The organism is Methanococcus mangrovi, from assembly GCF_054506835.1.
Genome location: NZ_CP197114.1, coordinates 243,088 through 265,178, shown reverse-complemented (window position 1 = coordinate 265,178; position 22,091 = coordinate 243,088). Strand labels below are relative to the sequence as shown.

General features: G+C 35.2%; 18 protein-coding genes. 3 read left to right on the top strand and 15 right to left on the bottom strand.

Features of this window, described 5'->3' with window-relative positions:
• Positions 1–23: 23 nt before the first annotated feature.
• Positions 24–971 (top strand): replication factor C small subunit, encoded by a 948-nt coding sequence (locus ACS5L2_RS01375; RefSeq protein ID WP_459201976.1) that lies wholly within the window; start codon positions 24–26, stop codon positions 969–971.
• Between the two features lie 81 nt (positions 972–1,052).
• Here the strand turns inward: ACS5L2_RS01375 and ACS5L2_RS01370 are convergent, their stop codons facing one another.
• The 13 genes from ACS5L2_RS01370 to ACS5L2_RS01310 all read right to left on the bottom strand — a co-directional run bounded on the left by ACS5L2_RS01370 (position 1,053) and on the right by ACS5L2_RS01310 (position 17,231).
• Positions 1,053–5,486, bottom strand: a complete 4,434-nt coding sequence (locus ACS5L2_RS01370; RefSeq protein ID WP_459201975.1) for a beta strand repeat-containing protein — start codon at positions 5,484–5,486, stop codon at positions 1,053–1,055.
• 406 nt (positions 5,487–5,892) lie between these two features.
• Complete coding sequence (locus tag ACS5L2_RS01365) at positions 5,893–6,462, bottom strand: nitroreductase family protein (RefSeq protein ID WP_459201974.1); 570 nt, start codon at positions 6,460–6,462, stop codon at positions 5,893–5,895.
• A gap of 9 nt (positions 6,463–6,471) precedes the next feature.
• Positions 6,472–7,113 (bottom strand): lactate utilization protein, encoded by a 642-nt coding sequence (locus tag ACS5L2_RS01360; RefSeq protein ID WP_459201973.1) that lies wholly within the window; start codon positions 7,111–7,113, stop codon positions 6,472–6,474.
• A 253-nt stretch (positions 7,114–7,366) separates the two neighbouring features.
• Positions 7,367–8,485: an FRG domain-containing protein gene (locus ACS5L2_RS01355; RefSeq protein WP_459201972.1), complete on the bottom strand. Its 1,119-nt coding sequence runs from the start codon at positions 8,483–8,485 to the stop codon at positions 7,367–7,369.
• Between the two features lie 125 nt (positions 8,486–8,610).
• Complete coding sequence (locus ACS5L2_RS01350) at positions 8,611–9,057, bottom strand: hypothetical protein (protein ID WP_459201971.1); 447 nt, start codon at positions 9,055–9,057, stop codon at positions 8,611–8,613.
• 34 nt (positions 9,058–9,091) lie between these two features.
• Positions 9,092–10,003 (bottom strand): methanogenesis marker 7 protein, encoded by a 912-nt coding sequence (locus ACS5L2_RS01345; RefSeq protein ID WP_459201970.1) that lies wholly within the window; start codon positions 10,001–10,003, stop codon positions 9,092–9,094.
• Between the two features lie 17 nt (positions 10,004–10,020).
• Positions 10,021–10,980: a CBS domain-containing protein gene (locus ACS5L2_RS01340; RefSeq protein WP_459201969.1), complete on the bottom strand. Its 960-nt coding sequence runs from the start codon at positions 10,978–10,980 to the stop codon at positions 10,021–10,023.
• Positions 10,981–11,252: 272 nt separating this feature from the next.
• Positions 11,253–11,333 carry a MetS family NSS transporter small subunit gene (locus ACS5L2_RS01335; protein WP_459202643.1) on the bottom strand — a complete coding sequence of 27 codons (81 nt, stop codon included), beginning with the start codon at positions 11,331–11,333 and terminating at the stop codon, positions 11,253–11,255.
• A 32-nt stretch (positions 11,334–11,365) separates the two neighbouring features.
• Complete coding sequence (locus tag ACS5L2_RS01330; RefSeq protein ID WP_459201968.1) at positions 11,366–12,877, bottom strand: sodium-dependent transporter; 1,512 nt, start codon at positions 12,875–12,877, stop codon at positions 11,366–11,368.
• Positions 12,878–13,027: 150 nt separating this feature from the next.
• Positions 13,028–13,936, bottom strand: a complete 909-nt coding sequence (locus ACS5L2_RS01325; protein ID WP_459201967.1) for a carbohydrate kinase family protein — start codon at positions 13,934–13,936, stop codon at positions 13,028–13,030.
• Positions 13,937–13,962: 26 nt separating this feature from the next.
• The gene (hisA, locus tag ACS5L2_RS01320) at positions 13,963–14,679 is read right to left on the bottom strand and encodes a 1-(5-phosphoribosyl)-5-[(5-phosphoribosylamino)methylideneamino]imidazole-4-carboxamide isomerase (protein ID WP_459201966.1); all 717 of its coding nucleotides are present in this window, start codon (positions 14,677–14,679) and stop codon (positions 13,963–13,965) included.
• Positions 14,680–14,887: 208 nt separating this feature from the next.
• A complete protein-coding gene (locus ACS5L2_RS01315) occupies positions 14,888–15,484 on the bottom strand; it encodes an ECF transporter S component (RefSeq protein ID WP_459201965.1) in 597 nt (198 codons plus the stop codon).
• Positions 15,485–15,587: 103 nt separating this feature from the next.
• Positions 15,588–17,231 carry a bifunctional N(6)-L-threonylcarbamoyladenine synthase/serine/threonine protein kinase gene (locus tag ACS5L2_RS01310; protein ID WP_459201964.1) on the bottom strand — a complete coding sequence of 548 codons (1,644 nt, stop codon included), beginning with the start codon at positions 17,229–17,231 and terminating at the stop codon, positions 15,588–15,590.
• 182 nt (positions 17,232–17,413) lie between these two features.
• Between ACS5L2_RS01310 and ACS5L2_RS01305 the strand changes: the two genes are divergently transcribed.
• Positions 17,414–19,282, top strand: a complete 1,869-nt coding sequence (locus ACS5L2_RS01305) for a threonine--tRNA ligase (RefSeq protein ID WP_459201963.1) — start codon at positions 17,414–17,416, stop codon at positions 19,280–19,282.
• A gap of 44 nt (positions 19,283–19,326) precedes the next feature.
• Here ACS5L2_RS01305 and ACS5L2_RS01300 read toward each other — a convergent pair whose 3' ends face one another.
• Positions 19,327–20,604 (bottom strand): tRNA (N(6)-L-threonylcarbamoyladenosine(37)-C(2))-methylthiotransferase, encoded by a 1,278-nt coding sequence (locus tag ACS5L2_RS01300; RefSeq protein ID WP_459201962.1) that lies wholly within the window; start codon positions 20,602–20,604, stop codon positions 19,327–19,329.
• Positions 20,605–20,637: 33 nt separating this feature from the next.
• Between ACS5L2_RS01300 and comD the strand changes: the two genes are divergently transcribed.
• Positions 20,638–21,141, top strand: coding sequence for a sulfopyruvate decarboxylase subunit alpha (gene comD / locus ACS5L2_RS01295; RefSeq protein WP_459201961.1), 504 nt, complete (start codon positions 20,638–20,640; stop codon positions 21,139–21,141).
• Positions 21,142–21,212: 71 nt separating this feature from the next.
• Here comD and ACS5L2_RS01290 read toward each other — a convergent pair whose 3' ends face one another.
• Positions 21,213–22,076 carry a ribose-phosphate diphosphokinase gene (locus ACS5L2_RS01290; RefSeq protein WP_459201960.1) on the bottom strand — a complete coding sequence of 288 codons (864 nt, stop codon included), beginning with the start codon at positions 22,074–22,076 and terminating at the stop codon, positions 21,213–21,215.
• Positions 22,077–22,091: the final 15 nt, after the last annotated feature.

The window sequence follows — 22,091 nt, the reverse complement described above, 5'->3', positions numbered from 1 at the left end:
TACCATTTTTACGAGGGAAAATAATGCAAAAACCATGGGTTGAAAAATACAGGCCGGAAACACTTTCTGAAGTCGTTGGACACCACGAAATTATCAAAAGACTTACAAATTACGTTGAAAAAAAGTCAATGCCGCATTTGCTCTTTAGTGGTTCTCCGGGAGTTGGAAAAACCACTGCAGCACTTGCTCTTGCAAAAGATTTATATGGCGAAACCTGGAGGGAAAATTTCCTTGAATTAAACAGCTCTGATGAAAGAGGAATCGATGTAATCAGGACAAAAGTAAAAGATTTTGCGAGAACAAAACCTATCGGGGATGCGCCATTTAAAGTCATATTTTTAGATGAAAGTGATGCTTTAACTTCAGATGCACAAAACGCACTTAGAAGAACCATGGAAAAATATTCAGATATTTGCAGGTTTGTACTAAGCTGTAACTATCCAAGCAAAATTATTCCCCCAATTCAATCAAGATGTGCAATCTTTAGATTTTCACCGTTAAAAACCGAAGATTTGGTTCAGAACTTAAAAGATATTTCTGAAAAAGAGAATGTAACTCTTGAAAAAGGAGGAATTGATGCGATAATCTATGTTTCAGAAGGAGACATGAGAAAAGCAATCAACGTTTTACAAACCGCAGCTGCAGTTTCTGATGAAATAACCGAAGAAATAGTTTACAAAGTTGCTTCAAAAGCAAGACCTGATGAAATTAAAAAAATGACACAACTTGCATTAAATGGAAAATTCGTTGAAGCAAGAGAACAGCTCTACAACTTAATGATCGACTGGGGTATGAGTGGAGAAGACATATTAATTCAAGTATTTAGGGAAGTTCCAAATTTAGATATTTCTGAAAAAGAAAAAGTACATTTAGTCGAAGCAATTGGAGAATGCGACTTTAGAATCGTTGAAGGTTCAAACGAAAGGATACAGTTAAGCGCACTCCTCGCAAAAATGGGAATTTTAGAATAAACTTTTTTTAAATTTTTAAAATATTGATTCTATTTTTTAAATTTTAAAATTAAAAGAAAAAAGAAAATTTTATTTTTAAATCTATTCAACTACTTTTGGCCCAGATTCAGTCCATTTAACTTTTATTGGACTTTCAGGTAGTTCAGTCATGTTTTTAGCATAGTCCACTGCAGCTTGTGTTCCATACCTGTCACTTCCTGCAAGGTATAGAATCGTAGTCGTTTTAAGGACTATCCCAGAATTATCTTGCAGTTTTAATACCTGAATAACTCCTGTATTTTCGCCAGGAATTTCATTAGATATTGGAATTTCAAACTGTTCGTTGTATTTTTCTGCATATTTGTTTGCGTTTGGACCGCCAATGATTATTATATTTCCAGTGTACTCACCACTATCATTGTAAGCGTTTATTCCTGCAAGGTACTGACAGCAACTGTAGTCAATTTCATTTCCATAAATTACTACATAAGATGAAAAGAAATTACTGCCAGATAAACTTCCTCCGCCACCACCGGAAGAATGCGATCTTGTACTTGATCCGGATGTTCCTGAATCATCAGGTAAATTTTCAACAGTAACGTGAGTTGTGTTCGATACGCTGTTTCCAGCGTCATCGGTTGTTGTTACGTTTACAGTGTAGGTTCCTTCTCCAGGAACTGTTACGTTTACCGTAGCGTTTCCGCTAACTGTTACGTTTTGAATAAGTGTTCCATTTTCGTCGTAGACGTTTATGGTCGTGTTAGCTGGTTCCGAGACGTTAATTGAGATTGGAATTGTCGTGGAATTCGTAGACCCTGGAACTGTTACGTTTAGTTCAGGTTTTGACTGGTCAACAGTAACGTGAGTTGTGTTCGATACGCTGTTTCCAGCGTCATCGGTTGTTGTTACGTTTACAGTGTAGGTTCCTTCTCCAGGAACTGTTACGTTTACCGTAGCGTTTCCGCTAACTGTTACGTTTTGAATAAGTGTTCCATTTTCGTCGTAGACGTTTATGGTCGTGTTAGCTGGTTCCGAGACGTTAATTGAGATTGGAATTGTCGTGGAATTCGTAGACCCTGGAACTGTTACGTTTAGTTCAGGTTTTGACTGGTCAACAGTAACGTGAGTTGTGTTCGATACGCTGTTTCCAGCGTCATCGGTTGTTGTTACGTTTACAGTGTAGGTTCCTTCTCCAGGAACTGTTACGTTTACCGTAGCGTTTCCGCTAACTGTTACGTTTTGAATAAGTGTTCCATTTTCGTCGTAGACGTTTATGGTCGTGTTAGCTGGTTCCGAGACGTTAATTGAGATTGGAATTGTCGTGGAATTCGTAGACCCTGGAACTGTTACGTTTAGTTCAGGTTTTGACTGGTCAACAGTAACGTGAGTTGTGTTCGATACGCTGTTTCCAGCGTCATCGGTTGTTGTTACGTTTACAGTGTAGGTTCCTTCTCCAGGAACTGTTACGTTTACCGTAGCGTTTCCGCTAACTGTTACGTTTTGAATAAGTGTTCCATTTTCGTCGTAGACGTTTATGGTCGTGTTAGCTGGTTCCGAGACGTTAATTGAGATTGGAATTGTCGTGGAATTCGTAGACCCTGGAACTGTTACGTTTAGTTCAGGTTTTGACTGGTCAACAGTAACGTGAGTTGTGTTCGATACGCTGTTTCCAGCGTCATCGGTTGTTGTTACGTTTACAGTGTAGGTTCCTTCTCCAGGAACTGTTACGTTTACCGTAGCGTTTCCGCTAACTGTTACGTTTTGAATAAGTGTTCCATTTTCGTCGTAGACGTTTATGGTCGTGTTAGCTGGTTCCGAGACGTTAATTGAGATTGGAATTGTCGTGGAATTCGTAGACCCTGGAACTGTTACGTTTAGTTCAGGTTTTGACTGGTCAACAGTAACGTGAGTTGTGTTCGATACGCTGTTTCCAGCGTCATCGGTTGTTGTTACGTTTACAGTGTAGGTTCCTTCTCCAGGAACTGTTACGTTTACCGTAGCGTTTCCGCTAACTGTTACGTTTTGAATAAGTGTTCCATTTTCGTCGTAGACGTTTATGGTCGTGTTAGCTGGTTCCGAGACGTTAATTGAGATTGGAATTGTCGTGGAATTCGTAGACCCTGGAACTGTTACGTTTAGTTCAGGTTTTGACTGGTCAACAGTAACGTGAGTTGTGTTCGATACGCTGTTTCCAGCGTCATCGGTTGTTGTTACGTTTACAGTGTAGGTTCCTTCTCCAGGAACTGTTACGTTTACCGTAGCGTTTCCGCTAACTGTTACGTTTTGAATAAGTGTTCCATTTTCGTCGTAGACGTTTATGGTCGTGTTAGCTGGTTCCGAGACGTTAATTGAGATTGGAATTGTCGTGGAATTCGTAGACCCTGGAACTGTTACGTTTAGTTCAGGTTTTGACTGGTCAACAGTAACGTGAGTTGTGTTCGATACGCTGTTTCCAGCGTCATCGGTTGTTGTTACGTTTACAGTGTAGGTTCCTTCTCCAGGAACTGTTACGTTTACCGTAGCGTTTCCGCTAACTGTTACGTTTTGAATAAGTGTTCCATTTTCGTCGTAGACGTTTATGGTCGTGTTAGCTGGTTCCGAGACGTTAATTGAGATTGGAATTGTCGTGGAATTCGTAGACCCTGGAACTGTTACGTTTAGTTCAGGTTTTGACTGGTCAACAGTAACGTGAGTTGTGTTCGATACGCTGTTTCCAGCGTCATCGGTTGTTGTTACGTTTACAGTGTAGGTTCCTTCTCCAGGAACTGTTACGTTTACCGTAGCGTTTCCGCTAACTGTTACGTTTTGAATAAGTGTTCCATTTTCGTCGTAGACGTTTATGGTCGTGTTAGCTGGTTCCGAGACGTTAATTGAGATTGGAATTGTCGTGGAATTCGTAGACCCTGGAACTGTTACGTTTAGTTCAGGTTTTGACTGGTCAACAGTAACGTGAGTTGTGTTCGATACGCTGTTTCCAGCGTCATCGGTTGTTGTTACGTTTACAGTGTAGGTTCCTTCTCCAGGAACTGTTACGTTTACCGTAGCGTTTCCGCTAACTGTTACGTTTTGAATAAGTGTTCCATTTTCGTCGTAGACGTTTATGGTCGTGTTAGCTGGTTCCGAGACGTTAATTGAGATTGGAATTGTCGTGGAATTCGTAGACCCTGGAACTGTTACGTTTAGTTCAGGTTTTGACTGGTCAACAGTAACGTGAGTTGTGTTCGATACGCTGTTTCCAGCGTCATCGGTTGTTGTTACGTTTACAGTGTAGGTTCCTTCTCCAGGAACTGTTACGTTTACCGTAGCGTTTCCGCTAACTGTTACGTTTTGAATAAGTGTTCCATTTTCGTCGTAGACGTTTATGGTCGTGTTAGCTGGTTCCGAGACGTTAATTGAGATTGGAATTGTCGTGGAATTCGTAGACCCTGGAACTGTTACGTTTAGTTCAGGTTTTGACTGGTCAACAGTAACGTGAGTTGTGTTCGATACGCTGTTTCCAGCGTCATCGGTTGTTGTTACGTTTACAGTGTAGGTTCCTTCTCCAGGAACTGTTACGTTTACCGTAGCGTTTCCGCTAACTGTTACGTTTTGAATAAGTGTTCCATTTTCGTCGTAGACGTTTATGGTCGTGTTAGCTGGTTCCGAGACGTTAATTGAGATTGGAATTGTCGTGGAATTCGTAGACCCTGGAACTGTTACGTTTAGTTCAGGTTTTGACTGGTCAACGATAAATTTTACGGTTTCTGTTGAATTTTTATTAGTTGCACTATCGATTGCGTAGATTCTGACATTGTGTGTTCCTTCACTGAAGGTATATGTGGAATCTACGTAGTAATCACCCACTTTTGTTAATGTAACATTTTTACTTCCATCGATTTCTGCGGTAACTGTCACATTGGTTACGTCGGATACTGAAACGTTTATTATGTCAGTATTTTGATTATAAATTATCGATTCAGTATTAATTGTAACTAAAGGATTTGTCGTATCAACAGTAAAGTTTACAGTTTCTGTTGAATTTATGTGGGTTAATGCATCGATTGCGTAGATTCTGACATTGTGTGTTCCTTCACTGAAGGTATATGTGGAATCTACGTAGTAATCACCCACTTTTGTTAATGTAACATTTTTACTTCCATCGATTTCTGCGGTAACTGTCACATTGGTTACGTCGGATACTGAAACGTTTATTATGTCAGTATTTTGATTATAAATTATCGATTCAGTATTAATTGTAACGTTTGGCGCATTTGCATCAACCAAAAAGTGTATTGTATCAGTACTATATTCGGTACCCAATATGGTATCATTAGCATATGTAGAATGAAATCCATCATTAAGGGCCCAATTACCACTTATTACATAATGCCCCAACACGGAGTGAACGTCAGATAAATTTATTTCAACACCATCCACATACACTTTAGTTGCAGGCCCCAAATCAAATACATGTATTTCAAAATACACATCACTGTAGTTATAAACATCACCTTCATCCGGTGATTCGTACCAGGCGCCTAATGCGTTGCTAGTCATAAAAGAACAGGTTAGTAGTAGTAATAATAAAATACGTAGTTTGATAGATTGCTTCATTTACTTACCTCCATTATGTCCCCAAATAAACAATTTATATAATTTATTAACAGTATTGACAAAACAAAGCATTACTGTCAACAAAATCAGAAATTACATCATGCAGAGGGTTTTTTAGTAATAAAAAATAGGTATAAATAATTACATTATTTAGATGAACAATTATAGTTATTATATCTTACGGTTACGGGCTTTTAACACGATTTTAAGCATAATATGAGCTTTGAGGTCCTGTGTACCCTAACATTCACAACACTTTAAATAAATCACTAAGGTATACCTAATATGGCCGTAAAAACGATTAAAAATCTTGAAAAAGAGGGTTTTTTAAAAAAATTTAAAAAAGAAATTATTTTATATAATTTGCAACGTCTTTTTTTCGCTCAGGCGCAGGATTTGCTTTTTCGATCAATTTGTAACCAAAAGCAACCCCGTAGAACGGTTCAAAGTTTTCTGGAATATTTAATTTTTTAACGTTTTCAGTTGTAAAATAAGGCCTTACAAGACCAAGCCATACTGAACCGATATTCATGCTTTCTGCCGCTAAAAGCATGTTCTGAATTGCCGCAGAACAGTCAACAATCGCTGCATGCGCATTCTTATTTCCAGAAACGACTATTAAAGTTGGAGCTTCATAAAGTATATTATATTTTGGATTGCTCATTGCATTTATAAGGCTTTCAGGCAGATTTTTCATTGAAGTTGGATTCTCTGCGAGAGTCTTTTTAGATACCGTATTTATTTCGTCGAGCAATTCCTTGTTTTGAACTACTGTAAAGTGCCAGGGCTGTTCATTTAACGCAGTTGGCGCATAAATTGCAGCTTCGATTATCGCTTCGAGTTCTTTATCCGTTATCTGTTCTTGTCTAAATTTTCTGACACTTCTTCTGTTTTTTATTGTTTCTAAAACTTGATTCATACTATCCCTTTAAAATCCAAGGCTTTTTGGTAAAACAAGTACTGTCACGTCTGTAAGCATTGGTCTTCTTTTAATTACCGAATAAATCCTGCAAGCTCTTGTTTCCGCATCGCAGTTTACACAGTATCCTGTTTTTATGCACGGGTTTAAAAATCCCAATCTTTTCATGTTCTTTGGAGCTGCTTCCATTTTAATTCTTTCAAATGCAGTATCGATGTCTTTACAGAGTTTATTCAATCCAACAACGATTATCACTTTTTTCGGGCCAAACACAATCGCAGAAACCCGGTTTCCAACTCCATCAACATTTACGAGTTCTCCTGATGTCGTGATTGCATTCGTGCTTGAAATAAATATGTCAGACGTTAACTGCTGTCTCATTACATCCATTTTTTCTTCTGGCGTAAGATTCGGGTCGTTATGGTCCAAAATCACCGCACCTTTTTCCCTTGCCTGCTCTGCGATATTTAAAGATTGGACTGTAACTGAACCGCCAAAACCAATTTTAGTTCCGGTTCCGACAAAATTCATAATATAATTAGAAACTTCGCTTTCATCTTCAAAGTAATACGCATCAAAAAGGTTTTTCTTCAAAGCTTCTACGAGTTTTTTGCCGTTTAAGTCGTTATGCCACTTGTGAACTTCCTGCATTTTTTTCCACCTGCCCCCGCTATTCTTAATTAAATCTTTAAAAAAAGTCATGTAAATAATCTATGTTCATAAAAATTGGAATTTAAAAGACATTATTTGCCCGTGATAAATTTCAAAAGTCCGAGTAAAACAATTATCGTTAAAGCGATAACAAATATTCCTTCGAGTCCCATTTTAACACCGATATTTAGTTTGTTAAATATTATGGGTCAATTTACTATTTAAAATTTAGAAAAAAAGAGTTATTTTAAATTTAATTAGAATATTTTTTCTTCAAATATTCGCCGTATTTGTCAAGCTCTGGAAATACTGTTCCAGCATGAATATTCAATTTAGAAAGTTCTTTTCTTATTTTTTCTTTTTTATCCGCAGGAATTATGAACGTGGCGAGTATTTCGTCTGAATTTTCTAATTTATAACTTGTTGGTTTTTCAACATTATAATAGCTGTTATCTAAAATATCGACATCAAAGCCATGCATTGAAAAACATCCGTGTTGTATTCTTAATCTATCATTTGATAAAACCGGAATGATTAAAAATACGCCCCCGATTAATCGCAATATCTCATTTTTATCATTTTTTTTGATAATATCATTTAGATTTTTTCCCCCAATATTTACATCGAATAATTCATCAGTTCCAATAAGATTTCCGCCATAAAAACGAATTTTAAGTATTTCGTTGATTTTGAAATTTTTGTTATTAATATGGATATCACATATGATTTTGACTTCTTCATCAGTAGAATGCAATATATTTTCTAATTTTGGAGAGTACGCAAATACTTTCCCATTTTTTTCAGTTTTACTTTTTTTTGAAACTTTTTCAGTAGCAAAATATAATGCAACAAGCGGATTTTTTGTCCAATCCAATAGTCGGGTCGGAATACCATAATGTTGCATTAATGCCAGTCTATCAAATACATCGTTCTGTTTTTTAAAGTCTGGATGATTATGTTCAATTAAAGAGTCATAAAGATCAAGTTCGCGGGTTTTACAATCATAATTATCGTCCTTGCTCTTTTTTCGAAATAATGAGGGGTTTAACTTAAATTTTTCATCTTCCTGACCCCGGTACACAACAAATCCTTCTGTTTCATAAAAACATTCATTAATTATTTGAGTATATTGTTCTTCAAAGTTTTTTTTAGATTTTTCCAAATCCTTACATGTTTTATTTAGTATACTTTTTTTTAAATCGACTAATTTTTCCAATTTAGAATTTAAACCTATGACCTCAACTTCATCTTTATCCGGAAATTCATGCCTTCTTTCAGATTGAATAAGATACAACAGTTGAGACAACTCGTCAATATCCGTTAAATAATCCAATAATTCACTTATAGAATTTATCTCAATTTCTAAAGCCATTTCCCCACCTTAAGTTATTTTACCCCGTTGAATAAATTTAAATGAAAATTAAATATTGTTAAATTCTTTGAAAAAACCGCTTGAAAAAATGTTTGGTTTATATTTTAAAAAAATTTTAAAACAGTTTAGATGTATACGTAAAATTCTCTTTCAAGAACTGCTATCTTTTCGCCTTCTCCTTCAGGCTTTTCGAAAACAACTTCAAACCTGTCTCTTCCGGATACGTCCTGAACTGCAAATCCTAAAACATATTGCAATTCCTCGTCTTCGGTGAAGAGCTTAACATCTGTTTTGAACCGTCTTGCAAGCCTTGAAATTTCCCTCAAAGCAAGTTTTAACTCGGTAAATAAGAAAATGTAGTCTTTCACGTAATCAATCTGCTCTTTGGTACCTTTAATTATTGGATATTCCTTATCCATCATTTCATCTTTTTTTATTTCGTATCCAATGTCGCAAACGCATGTAAGCCTTCCAATAATTGATTGCGGAAGTCCCGGAGGCAGAGGAATCTCGATTATCTGTTCTGTCTCTTCATTTTCGATTTCATTTTCAATATTTTTATCAATTTCCATATTTTCCCTGCGTTCTTTATTATATTCTATAAATTTAAGCTTTTTCAGCATTTTTAATTTCAGATGTTGATTTTAGCTTGACAATTATGTAATTTTTCATTTCAGACCTTGTAATGTAAGCAATGTCTTTTAAAAGGTGTTTGCCGATTTTAACGTTTTCGATTTCTTCGTGATTTCTGTCGTAGTCCAGTTTAATTCTCAAACCATCAAGTTGCGTTACAATCGGCATCGGCGCAAGAATTCCACGAACTTCATCTATTTTTTTCTCGATTTCGTCTTTTAAAACTACTGGCGGAATAATCGGGGGGTCGTATGAAAGTTCCATTCTTTTATCGTTTATTTTTTTAGTAACTTCATCAATCATTTGTCGTAGTGCCCTTATTTCTTCTCCTTTTCTAAGTCTCTGTGCCCGCCTTCCAAGATTTCCAACGTATGTATAAGGAATATCAAGAGTTTCAGGGCCGCCAGTTACTACGAGGGGCAAGTCAACTTTAAAAAGATGAGTTTTATCTAAAATGCATGATTCAAAGTTTCCCATAACATAAATTGCAATGTCGTGTTCTTGAATCAGCCTTTTTTCTTTTTCCCGAATTTCACTGATGCTTTTTCCAGCACCGTGTGCAAGTCCGATCATGTTTGGTTTTGCACCAAATTTCCGCACGTATTCTGAAACATCACATGCAATATGGGGCAGGTGGTGTCTTGAAAGACTTGGAGATACGACGGCAATTTCAATTCCTGCAAGCGGGGTTTCTACTACTTTTCCCTTGTATTTTTTTGCTTCTTCCTTAAAGTTTTCAATTTCATCCTGAGGGATTGCGATTGTCATGTAAACGTCAAGCTGCATCACGTGTTCCTGGATTATAAATCCGCCAACGTCCTCAATCCATTCCTTCAAAATATTGTTTTTGTAAACTCCCCCTTCATATCTGATAATCTGGTACATATTTTCCACCTTAAGGGTTAGAAGTCAATCCTAACAGTAATAGTTCCAAAAGTCTTCATGCTCTTTTCAAACAGGGTTACATCCGTAATAATCCTTTGAATCGCCGATTTTTCGTCCACGAGGGTAATGTGGTCAGTTATAATTATTTCTTCAAATTTAGGTTTTTCGATTAACTTTAATACTTCTTTTAAAATATTTAATTCTAAAAAGTCGATAAGTTTCGTGTCTATCGAAATGTGGTCAACTTTGCCATCTCTTTTCATTATCTTTGCGATTGGCTCCCATTCCCTGTCAGAAATTTCAATGAAATCTTCTTTTTCGCTGATAATATAGCCTCTTGCACCCATTAAAACAATTATCTCGTCTGCAAGTTCCTCTACTTTCCTCTGGTTATCCCCGTAGAAGTAAATATTTGTTATGTGGCTGCATTTATTTATTTTTGGCTCAGGACTGTAAATTTCAGATGTTCGTACAATATCTCCTTTGGTAACAATTCCCACTAACTTCCCATCTTCGATAACAAGAACCCTTCCAATATCATACTTTACCATTATTTTTTGAGTTTCTGACGCAGAAGAATGCGGCGAAACTGAAATAATTTCATCTTTTTTCGTCATTATGTCTTTTATTTTTAATTTTTTCAACATTGACGACTTTTTGGTTCTTAAATCATCAAATGTAACAATCCCAACTAACTCTTTTTTTGAATTAAGTACTGGATAACCCATGTGCCGGTATTTCTTTATTTGTGCCCCAAGTTCATCTATAAATTGGTCCTCGTGGAGAGTAACGAGGTCCTTAGTCATTATATCGTTTACAAATATTTTATCAAGCACCTTTAAGTCATAAAGCCTTACAAGGTCGCTTTCCGATTCTTTAATAAAATTAGTTATATACTTAAATACGTAATTAATTGAATCGTGCTCCATTCCAATATTATATACCCTTTCTATCGTTGAAAGCTTCCTAAATAGCATTAAACCACCATGACTGATAACAAGATAATATTGATCAAAATTATTAACTCATATATTATAAAACATATAAAAAACAACCACTATTGAAAATCTACTTTTTAAATTATCGTATCTAAACGCTTCAAATGACCCTGCATTTAAATTATGTTAATATTTAAAACTGAATCTAAATAATATAAAATAAAAAATGACCCTGCATTTAAATTATGTTAATATTTAAAACTGAATCTAAATAATATAAAATAAAAAAATAGTGAATATTTAATTTTAACTTATTCTTTATTATTTTTCAGTGTTTTATGGAGGAAAAATGCTGAACCCCCCCATAAAACAATTGCTCCAAACAAGAACATTATTATGGCACTGGTATTCATTTTATTACCTCCTATTCTTCATCTTTTTTTACAAATTCATCCCATTCTTCGATTTCTTTTCCTTTATCGATCCAAGGAATCATTGGCATGATTAATGAAACTACAAGACCAAATACTGGAATTCCTAAGCTCAATAATAAAAATATTGAAGAGTAACCTTCGTATCCCGAAATTAATTCGGTCCAAGCTCCATTTAACAGCATGTATATCAAGAATAACGGGGAAAAAATACCTGCGAAGAATTTCCAAAATGACCCCAAGTTGTATTCTGAAAGGCTGTCAATGTATTTTTCAAGTTTGTTTCCTTTAAATATCCAGATTGAAACGATTATTTCAAGTACTGCAACAAGAGGGATTGTAAACCAGTTGATGTAGTGGTCAACTGAATCCAACCAGTAAAGACCTGCATTTGTTGCATAGATTAAGCTTGCAAAGAAACTGGTTGCAATAACTGCAGTAGCAGCTTTGTGTCTTGGAAGATTAAATTTATCCATTACCGCTGATGCAGTTGATTCAACAAGTGAAACTGATGAGGAAATTCCTGCAACGAATAACGCGATAAAGAAGATTGCAGCAAGTATAAGTCCTCCAGGCATTAATGAAAGCGCTTGAGGGAATGCAACGAATGCTAAACCAATACTTTGTGTTACAACTTCTGAAATAGGCACCCCTTGTGTCATTGCCATGTATCCGAGTGTTCCAAATACCGCAAATCCTGCTAAGAATGAAAATCCACAGTTCATTAAAGAAATTGTAAATGCACTTGCAGTTAAATCTGATTTTTTAGGTAAATAGCTTGAATATGCTATCATGATACCAAATCCAAGACTCAGTGTAAAGAATATCTGTGAAAATGCATCTATCCAAACTTTAGGAGTCAATAATACCGCAAAGTTAGGAGTTAAATAGTATTCAATACCCATGAGCCCCCCAGGTAGAGTAATACTTCTTACAACCAGAGCAAGAATCAGGAAAAATAACACTGGCATTAATATTTCATTTGCTTTTTCAAGACCTTTTCTAACACCAGAATTTACAACAAGGTAATTTATTCCCCAGACAAATGCTAATCCTACAAGTATTGGTAAATTAAATCCTCCAAGGTCCCCGTGACCTGAAGAAAGTGCCAAAATATCGCTAAAGAAAAATCCTCCAAAATCAGTTGGGAATCCTACCATGAACAACTTAGCAAGATATACTACTGACCAAGCAATAATTGCGGTATAATACGTTGTAATTATAAATGCGGTAGCTATTGCAAACCAACCTATCCATTCAAAGTTCTTTCCAAGTCTCCTTAAAGCTAAAGGTGCTGAACCTTTTGTTGAATGACCCAAAGCAAGTTCTAAAACCATTACCATTATACCAACAAACAATAAAGCAACGAAATAAGGAATTAAAAACGCTCCACCACCATTATCATATGCCATGTATGGGAAACGCCAGATATTTCCAAGCCCAACTGCGGAACCAACTGCCGCTAAAATGAAACCCATTTTAGAGGCCCACTGTTCTCTTGCCATACATAATCACCACCATTTTTTTTAATACAAACATTAATTTTTCAAAATTAAATTATATATAAATTGTGATTTAGGTTTAAACATCCGGCCATTAAAAAAGTATTTTCGGGCAAAATAATGGAATAATAATAAACTAAAAAAAGTAAAAAATTATAAGAGGTTGTTTTCTTTAAGTCGTTCAATAACCATGTCCCACGATGGAAGATTGGTCTGGCAACCAACGTTTTCTACAACAAAAGAAGCCACACATGAACCTACAAGCCCACAGTTTCTTAAATCCTGTCCTTTTAAGTATGCAGTTAAAAATCCTGCCCTGTAACTGTCCCCTGCACCTGTCGGGTCTTTTGCTTCGGTTAATACTGCTGGAACTTTTATTGATTCGCCATTTGAATAGATTATACTTCCTTGTTTTCCGTAAGTTACAATTAAAACCTTAACTCTATCCATCAGCTCTTTTTCAGGGATATTCAATAAATCGAGAGTTCTCTGGAATTCATGGTTGTTCATGAATAAAAAATCAACGTTTTCGATAATATTTTCTAAATTTTTCCTTGAATAAAGGGTTAAATCCTGTCCGGGGTCAAATGATACGAGAATTCCTTTTGAATTTGCTTTTTTAGCACATTTTAAATTATAATCGGGATCCCCCGTTGCAAGATGAACGATTTTCGAATCAAATTCTGGAACTTCAATTTCTTTGTAGTGCTTTGCAGCACCCCATAAAAAGTACGTTATCTGGTTGTTTTCAGGATCAGTAAATATCCATGCTTTTGGAGTTTCTTCTTCACTTGAAACGAACACGTTTTCAATTGAAACACCCAATTTTTCAAGATAATTGCCGTATCCTGAAACTTCAAAATCTGTTCCAACACATGAAAGTATTTCTGATTTTAGACCCAAATTTGCAATTTCTGCTGCAACATTACATGCAGCACCACCGTAGTATTTTTTAGCAGTTGGAATCTGCATTGAAGTGTTTAATTCCGGAAATTTATCAACATTGAATATATAATCCAGAGCAATATGGCCTACCGCTGTTATTTTTCCAATTTTATCCATTAAACCACCAAATTAGTATTAATCCATTATTTTACTGCTTCAATTGCGTCTTTTAAATTTATCAGGTTTTTGTAAATTGCAGAACCTACAACTACGCCGTATACACCGATTTCTTTAAATTTTAAAAGGTCATCGATTGTTGTAACGCCCCCTGATGCTACAATGGGTATTTTTAAATTTTCAACAAGCTCTTTCGTTGGTTCAATATTTATTCCATTCAAAAGACCCTCGCTATCCACATTTGTAAATAGAATACTTCCTGCGCCCATTTCTTCAAGTATTTTTCCAATTTCTACAGGAGCATACTTAGTTTTTTCTTTCCAGCCTTTTATTACAACTTTGCCATCTTTTGCGTCGAGTGAAACCATTATTTTTTCACTGCCGATACGTTTAGAAAGTTCTTTAATAATTTCAGGATTTTCTACAGCAACTGTTCCAATTATTACTTTTTTTGCCCCTTTTTCAATTAGATACACTGCATCCTCGATAGAACGAATCCCGCCGCCAATTTGAACTGGAACTCCGGATGTTTTAATTATTTCTTCGATAAATTCATCATTTACCCGTTTTCCATCAAGTGCACCATCGAGGTCCACGAGGTGAAGCATTTCTGCACCCTCATTTACCCATTTTTTTGCAATTTCTGGAGGGTTGTCTAATTCAACGTGTTTCTTATCGGGATTTCCCTGGATAAGCTGCACACATTTTTTATTTTTCATATCAACTGCAGGAATAACTAACACAATTATTCACCTTATTGTAACTAAATCTTCAAAATAGAAAAATTACACACTGCCTAAATCTATTTTAGATTAAATTTCAAGCTATATATGAATATCTAAAAATAAAAAAACAAAAACGAGTCGACATATCTAAAAAATATCATTTAATTTTGAATTAAAAGAGAGTTAAAAACGTTAAAAAAAGGTTAAAACTTAGCTGAATAAAAAGTTACTCAGTTTCGTCTTCGAACTCGATATTTAAATAGTATTTATCAAAGTATTTTTGGAAAAAGCCAATTATCACGAATACTAAAGCAAATGAAATTATTTTATCGAACAGATTTACGATAAATCCGCTAACGAATACTGCATTGTAAACGCTCATTCCACTACCTGCAAAATACATCGTTATATCATCGATTGATGACCCAGTAATCCCGCCAAATAAATAATATGCAATGATATTTCCGACAATCGTTCCAATCAGAGCAAGGATTATTGTTGTAATAACCACATATTTTAAATTAAACGGGTATTTTTTAAAAATAACCCCGGTAACAAATCCAATTAAAATATTAACTATCGCAAAGTAGTATAATCCAGAATATATGAAAAATCCTTCGACCAAATTTGTCAAAAGCCCAACTAAAGCCCCGATTAATGGCCCAAACAGTATCGCCGCTAAAATAGTTCCAGAACTATCCAAAAATGCAGGTAATTGAAAATAAGTAACCGCTTGAGACCCGAGAATATTCAAACCAAGGCTTATTGCAACGATATATGAAATATCGCTAATCCGGCATTTTGAATGGTTTACTTTCATCATAAATAGCCTACCCCGTAAAGCAGTGCAATAAATTATAGAAAAATATATGAAAATTAACATATATTAAATTATGTTATGTCCCCGACATAAAATAAAAAAAGAGTTAAAGATATCTTGCCCGTTTTTCAACTTCATTTATGCATTTTAAAACCGATTCAGCCATATCGTAAGATTTATAGCCTTCAACAATTTTATCCCAAACTGAATCGAATTTATCGTAATGAATACTCATTATTGACTTTTTAAGGACTATCAAATCGATTGCCCTGTCTTCAATTAAATCACTGTACTTTCCAAGCCCGAAATCTATAATATACGGATTTTTTGAAATTATAAAGTTTGAAGTTGTTAAATCATTGTGCACAATCCCACTATCATGCATTTTTCCAATAATTTCCCCTAAACTTTTACAAAATTCAATATTTCCATCTTCAATTTCTTCTTTTGCAAGTTTTCCGTGGATGTAGCCCATCGTAATTTTTTTATTCTCCTTGTCGATGTCATAAATGCTTGGAGCATAGATTCCAAAGTCCTTAATTGCCGCTAAAAATCGGGCTTCTTTTACGGTTCTTCTATTCCTTATCAGTTCATCTAATTCTAAAATACGGTATCCTTTTTTAATTCTCTCTTTTGTAATTGATTCAAATTCTAAATACCGTCCTTTTGAAATATCTGCTTCTGCCCCTTTTCCAATCAGATGTTTTGGAATTATCCGAGATTTGGTGACTCCATTTTCCAAATTCTTGTTTTCGTCATGTATCCAGTTAACTTCAACCATGTCGCTTCTGTAGTTTGAAATCGGTTTTGTATCAATCAAATCCATTCTTTTTCCATTTACGTACTGCAAAATTCCAAGCCACGCAATCATTGCACCGTTATCGCCACAAAACTGTTTTTCTGGAACGTAAAAATCAACATTCTGTTCTTCACACATTACATTAAGCATTTCTTTTAAGCGGTTATTTGCAGCAACCCCTCCAACAAGCATTACTTCTGCTTTATTCGTGTGTGCAAGTGCTCGTTCAGTAATTTCCGTGAGCATTGAAAACGAAGTTTCCTGTAATGAGTAGCATACATCTTCAATTTTTTCTTTTGAATCGTATTTTTTCATTGCAGACGTTAATAATCCTGAAAGAGATATGTCCATTCCCTTGACAGTATATGGAAGATTTATAAACTTATTTCCGTCTTTTGCAAACTTTTCAATGTAAACCCCGCCAGGATGCGGTAAATTACAGTGCCTTGCAAACTGGTCAAGGCAGTTTCCTATCGCAATGTCAAGTGTTTCACCAATTACACGGTATTTTTTTCCAGTGTAAGCTAAAACTTGCGTGTTTCCGCCACTTACGTATAATGTAAGCGGGTCAACTGCATCTGTTGTTAATTTTCCAATTTCCACGTGGCCGATACAGTGGTTTACACCAATTATCGGTTTATTTATTGAAAGAGAAAGTGCCCTTGCAGTTGTTGCAGTAACCCTCAAACTTGGACCCAAGCCCGGACCGAGTGAAAATGAAACAAGGTCAATTTTTTCAAGCGGAACTTCATTTAAAGCTTCTTTTAAAAGCTTCACGAATGTTTCCGCGTGGTGATCTGCTGCTTCTCTTGGGTGAATTCCCTGTACTGGAGGTGTGTAAATTATTGTTTTATTAAATAAAACTTCTCCACTTGAGGTAATAATTCCAATACCTGTTTTTTCAGCAGTTCCTTCAAATCCAATGCATATTAAGTCTTTAAAATTATCCATGATTGCCACCAGATTATCAAATGTAAAATAAAATATAAAATACAATTATTAAAAAAAGATGCTCTACAAATAAACACGGTAAAACACAGTAATTAATTTTTTATATTGTGTATCCTAATTAAACATATAAATTTTATGTAAATTACCAATTATAGTTTAGTTCTTCTAAATTGAGGGAAAAAATGAAAACACTTTTAATACATTCTGATTATTTGGAATTTGAAGCCAAGGAAAAAACCAAAATTGCAGAAAACACCGATGTTTTAAACGGAAAAATGGACGAATGTTTAACCGTTTTTATTGCTGTTGAAAAAGATGACGAATCCGATCCAAAAGCTGTTGTTAAAAACGCTGTTGAAGAAATAGTAAAAACTGCGGATAATTTAAAAGTAAAAAACGTTGTGGTTTACCCTTACGCACACTTATCAAGTGATTTAGGGTCTCCCGCTACTGCAAAAGAAATTTTAGCAGAAATCGAAAGCGAACTTTCAAATAACTACGAAGTGCTCAGAGCACCATTTGGATGGTACAAAGCATTTAAAATCAGCTGTAAAGGACATCCTTTGAGTGAACTTTCAAGAAAAATAACAACTGACAGAAAAGAAGAAGTTAAAAAAGAAAAAGTTGTTTCAAAATTCTACATAATCGATGGGGAAACTCAAGAACTTACTGAAGTCAACGAAGACATCATCTCAAAAATGGATGATAAAAGACTCTTAGCTCTTTTAAAACACGAACTCGATATTAAAGAAGATGGAAGTGAAAGAGGGGAACCTCCTCACGTTAAATACATTAAAGAAAAAGAAATCTGCGATTATGAGCCAAGTTCAGATGCAGGACATTTCAGATGGTACCCAAAAGGAAAATTAATCAGAGATTTACTCTCAGACTATGTTTACAACCTCGTTGTAGAAAGAGGAGGAATGCCTGTTGAAACTCCGGTAATGTACGACCTTCAAAATAACGCGATAAGAGAACACGCTGACAAATTTGGAGAAAGACAGTATAGGTTTACACAGGGCGGAAAAGATTTAATGCTTCGATTTGCAGCTTGTTTTGGTCAGTTCATGATGAAAAAAGATATGTACCTTTTACCAAAACACCTGCCTTTAAAATTATACGAACTCTCAACTTACAGCTTTAGATACGAACAGAGAGGAGAATTAGTTGGTTTGAAAAGATTAAGAGCATTTACAATGCCTGATATGCACACCGTATGTATGGACATGAAACAGGCAATGGAAGCATTTGAAGACCAGCTTTGGATGGGTTTAAAAACTGGAGATGACTTTAAAACTCCTTACGCAATAATCTTCAGATTTACACAGGACTTCTTTGACGAAAACAAAGACTGGTTCTTTGCAATGGCAAAAGAGTACAAACAAAAATACGGAAAAGATGCAATTCTCGAAATCTTATCCGGAAGAAAACACTACTGGGTTGGAAAAGTCGATATGGCAGTTGTTGACAGCTTTGGAAGACCAATTGAAAATCCAACTGTTCAGATAGACGTTGAAAGCGCCGAAAGATTTGGAATCGTTGTTCACGATGGCGATAAAAAAGTTTACCCAATCATCCTTCACTGTTCCCCAACAGGAAGTGTTGAAAGAGTTTTATGCGGCCTTTTAGAAAATGCTTACTTAAATACATTAGAAAACAAACCTCCTGCACTTCCAACATGGTTAACCCCTATTCAGGCAAGAATTATTCCTGTAGGTGATAAACACGAAGAATTTGCACTTGAAGTTGCAAATAAATTAAGAGCTTCAGGAATAAGGGCTGACTTCGATGATAGAGAAGACAGCATGGGTAAAAAAGTTAGAAACGCTGGAACTGACTGGGTAAACTACGTTATCGTAATTGGAGACAGCGAAATGGAAAACGGCAAATTAACCGTAACAATTAGAGAAGAATCAACATTAAAACAGCCTACAAAAGAATCATTAACTGTTGAAGAATTGATTGAAAAAATAACTTCAGAAACCAAAGATTCTCCAAAAAGACCACTTCCACTCCCAATGAAGTGCTCAATGCAGCCCATCTTTAGATAATTAAATTTTTAAACTTTTTTAAAATAAAAATTAAAAAGAGTATTTTAATTTAACAGTTTACCCGAAAGTCCGAAAGTCTTCGCACCAGTTATTTTAACTTGTCTAAACTCACCGATTTTTGCAGGTTCTTCGAAAATCACGTTTTTGCAGTTATCTGTAACTCCTAAATTATTTTTTGTTACGAGTATTTCGAAAGTGTCACCGATATGTCTTTTATTATTTTCATAGCTTAATTCTCGCCGGAGTTCATTTAAAATTTCAGACCTTTCTTTCCTTATTTTTGTATCGACTTGCTTTAAAATTGCTGCTTTTGTATATTTTCTCTGAGAATATTTTGCAGCGTGAGTAAAGTCAGGTTTTATCTTTTTCACGATTTCAAGGGTATTTTCAAATGCTTCTTCAGTTTCAGTTGGGAATCCAACGATTACATCAGTTGTAAAGTTTAAATTCTTAATTTTTGACTTGAATTCATTTAATACAGAAATAAATTCATCAACTGAGTAGTTTCTGTTCATATCTTTTAAAACCTGGTCGTCACCGCTCTGGATTGGAAGGTGAAGGAATTTTACTACTTTTTCAGATTTGAAAGATTCTATTAATTCATCAAGAATTGGTTCTGCAAATTTTGCGTGCATCATTCCAATTCTCATTGCAAATTTTTCAGGAATTTCTGAAATATCATTTATTAAATTTGGAAGGCTGTCGTTATTATCAAGTCCATAGCATGCTGTATCTTGAGCCGTTACAAGTAAACATTTCGTACCTGTTTTTACAAGTTCTTCTGCCTTTTTAACAATTAAATCTCGATCGTATGACGCTAAATTTCCTCTTGCACGTTTTACAATGCAGTAAGTACAGCTTCCAAGGCATCCTTCACATATCGGTAGTGCAGTAATTAAACCTTGTGAACTTACTTTTTTGATTTTTTCGTTTAACTGGTCTTCAAAATTTAAATTTTGAGTTGATTCATTGTTTTTTTCAGAACAATCTTTTAAAAGTTTATCTTTCAGAATGTTTCCAGAATGCTGAGCTTCTCTTGGCATTATCAAAACATCTGCAAGATTTTCAATTTTTTTGGACAGCGCTTTTGCCATGCATCCTGCTACGACAACTTTTTTATCCAATGATTTGAAATATTCTATTCGTGAAATCATTCTGTGTTCGGTTTCCTGCCTGACAATACAGGTATTTATGACAATTATGTCGGAATCGTCCACATTATCGGTCAATTCAAAATCTTCAAATTCATTAACTGAATTTTTTATTATTTGGGTGTCTGCGGTGTTCAAAGTGCAGCCATATCCTTCAATGTAAATTTTCAATTTATCACCAAAATAAAACCGGATGGTGGAGTTATGAATGCAAGTGAAGCTGTTTATAAAGCAATACTAGATTCAGGGGTTGATTTTGTAACAAGTGTTCCTTGTGCAAATTTAAAAACTGTTTTAAATTATCTAAATGCTGATAAAGATATTCAGCACATTCCTGTAACTCGTGAAGAGGAAGGAATTGGTGTTTGTGCTGGAGCTTATCTGGGGGGTAGAAAAACTGCACTTTTGATGCAGAACTCAGGCCTTGGAAATTCCATAAATGCAATTGGTTCGTTAGTTAAAGTTTATAAAATCCCGATTTTAATTATAATAAGCCACAGGGGGGATTTAAAGGAAAAAATTTCTGCACAAATTCCAATGGGTCAGTGGACCAAAAAATTGCTTGAAACAGTTGAAATTCCATATTTCAGTCCAAAAACACCTGATGAAGCTTACAAGTTAATAAAAGATGCGTCAGAGCTTTCCATAAACATGGAATACCCTGTAGCGATACTTCTCGATGCACTTTACTGGGAACATAACAAATAATCGAGAAATTTATTATATTTTTACTTTTTTCCAATTTTAATTAAAAAATAGTTAAAATTATTTTATTTTAATTATTCTTCGTTTAAAATGTCCGCGATTATTGTTGAAACGCATACTTTTGAAACTTCTGAAGGGTAAGTGTTTGTTCCAACGATTTCAGAAGCTCCGCCGATATGAAGTTTGTTTATTGCATCCCCAATTAAAACAGGGTGAACGCATGCAGCAATAACGGTTCTTGCACCCTGTTCAATCAACATTGAAATTGCAGTTGCCATCGTTCCACCTGTTGAAATAATGTCATCAACAATTAAAACGTCTTTTCCGGATACATCGAGATTTTTTGGCGCAATTTTAATTTCTGTTGGAGAGATTCTTGTTTTTTCTAAATAATCACATTCACAGTTCAAAACTTCAGCTGCTCTTTTTGCAAGCGCGACTGCTCCTTTGTCGGGGGACAGTACGAGCGGTTTTACAAGTTTTACTCCTGCATGTTCTGCTAATTTTGGTATTGCATCCCCGTAAATAAATGGTATATCAAAAAACTCTTTGATATGTGTTTCGTGGGGGTTTATCGTGATGATTCTATCACAAATACTTGAATATACTTTTGCAAGCGCTTTTATGCTGATTGGTTCTCCAGCATTGAACTTCTTGTCCTGTCTTGCATATGCGAGGTAAGGTGCAACTAAAGTTATGCTTTTTACGCCTTCTTCTCTTAAAGCTTCGCACATTAAAATTGCTTCGACAATTGCATTGTTTTGCATGTTTTGGGTCTGAATTATGACTGCATCCTTTCCTTTAAGTTCACTGTGAACCCTAACATAGATTTCGCCGTCAGGAAATTGCTTTGATTCCACCCTTGCAAGTTCCGAATTTGTGAGTTTTGCAACTTCTTTGGCCAGATTTTGCGAATTTGGGCCAGGAATAATAATCATGGTGTCACCATATTT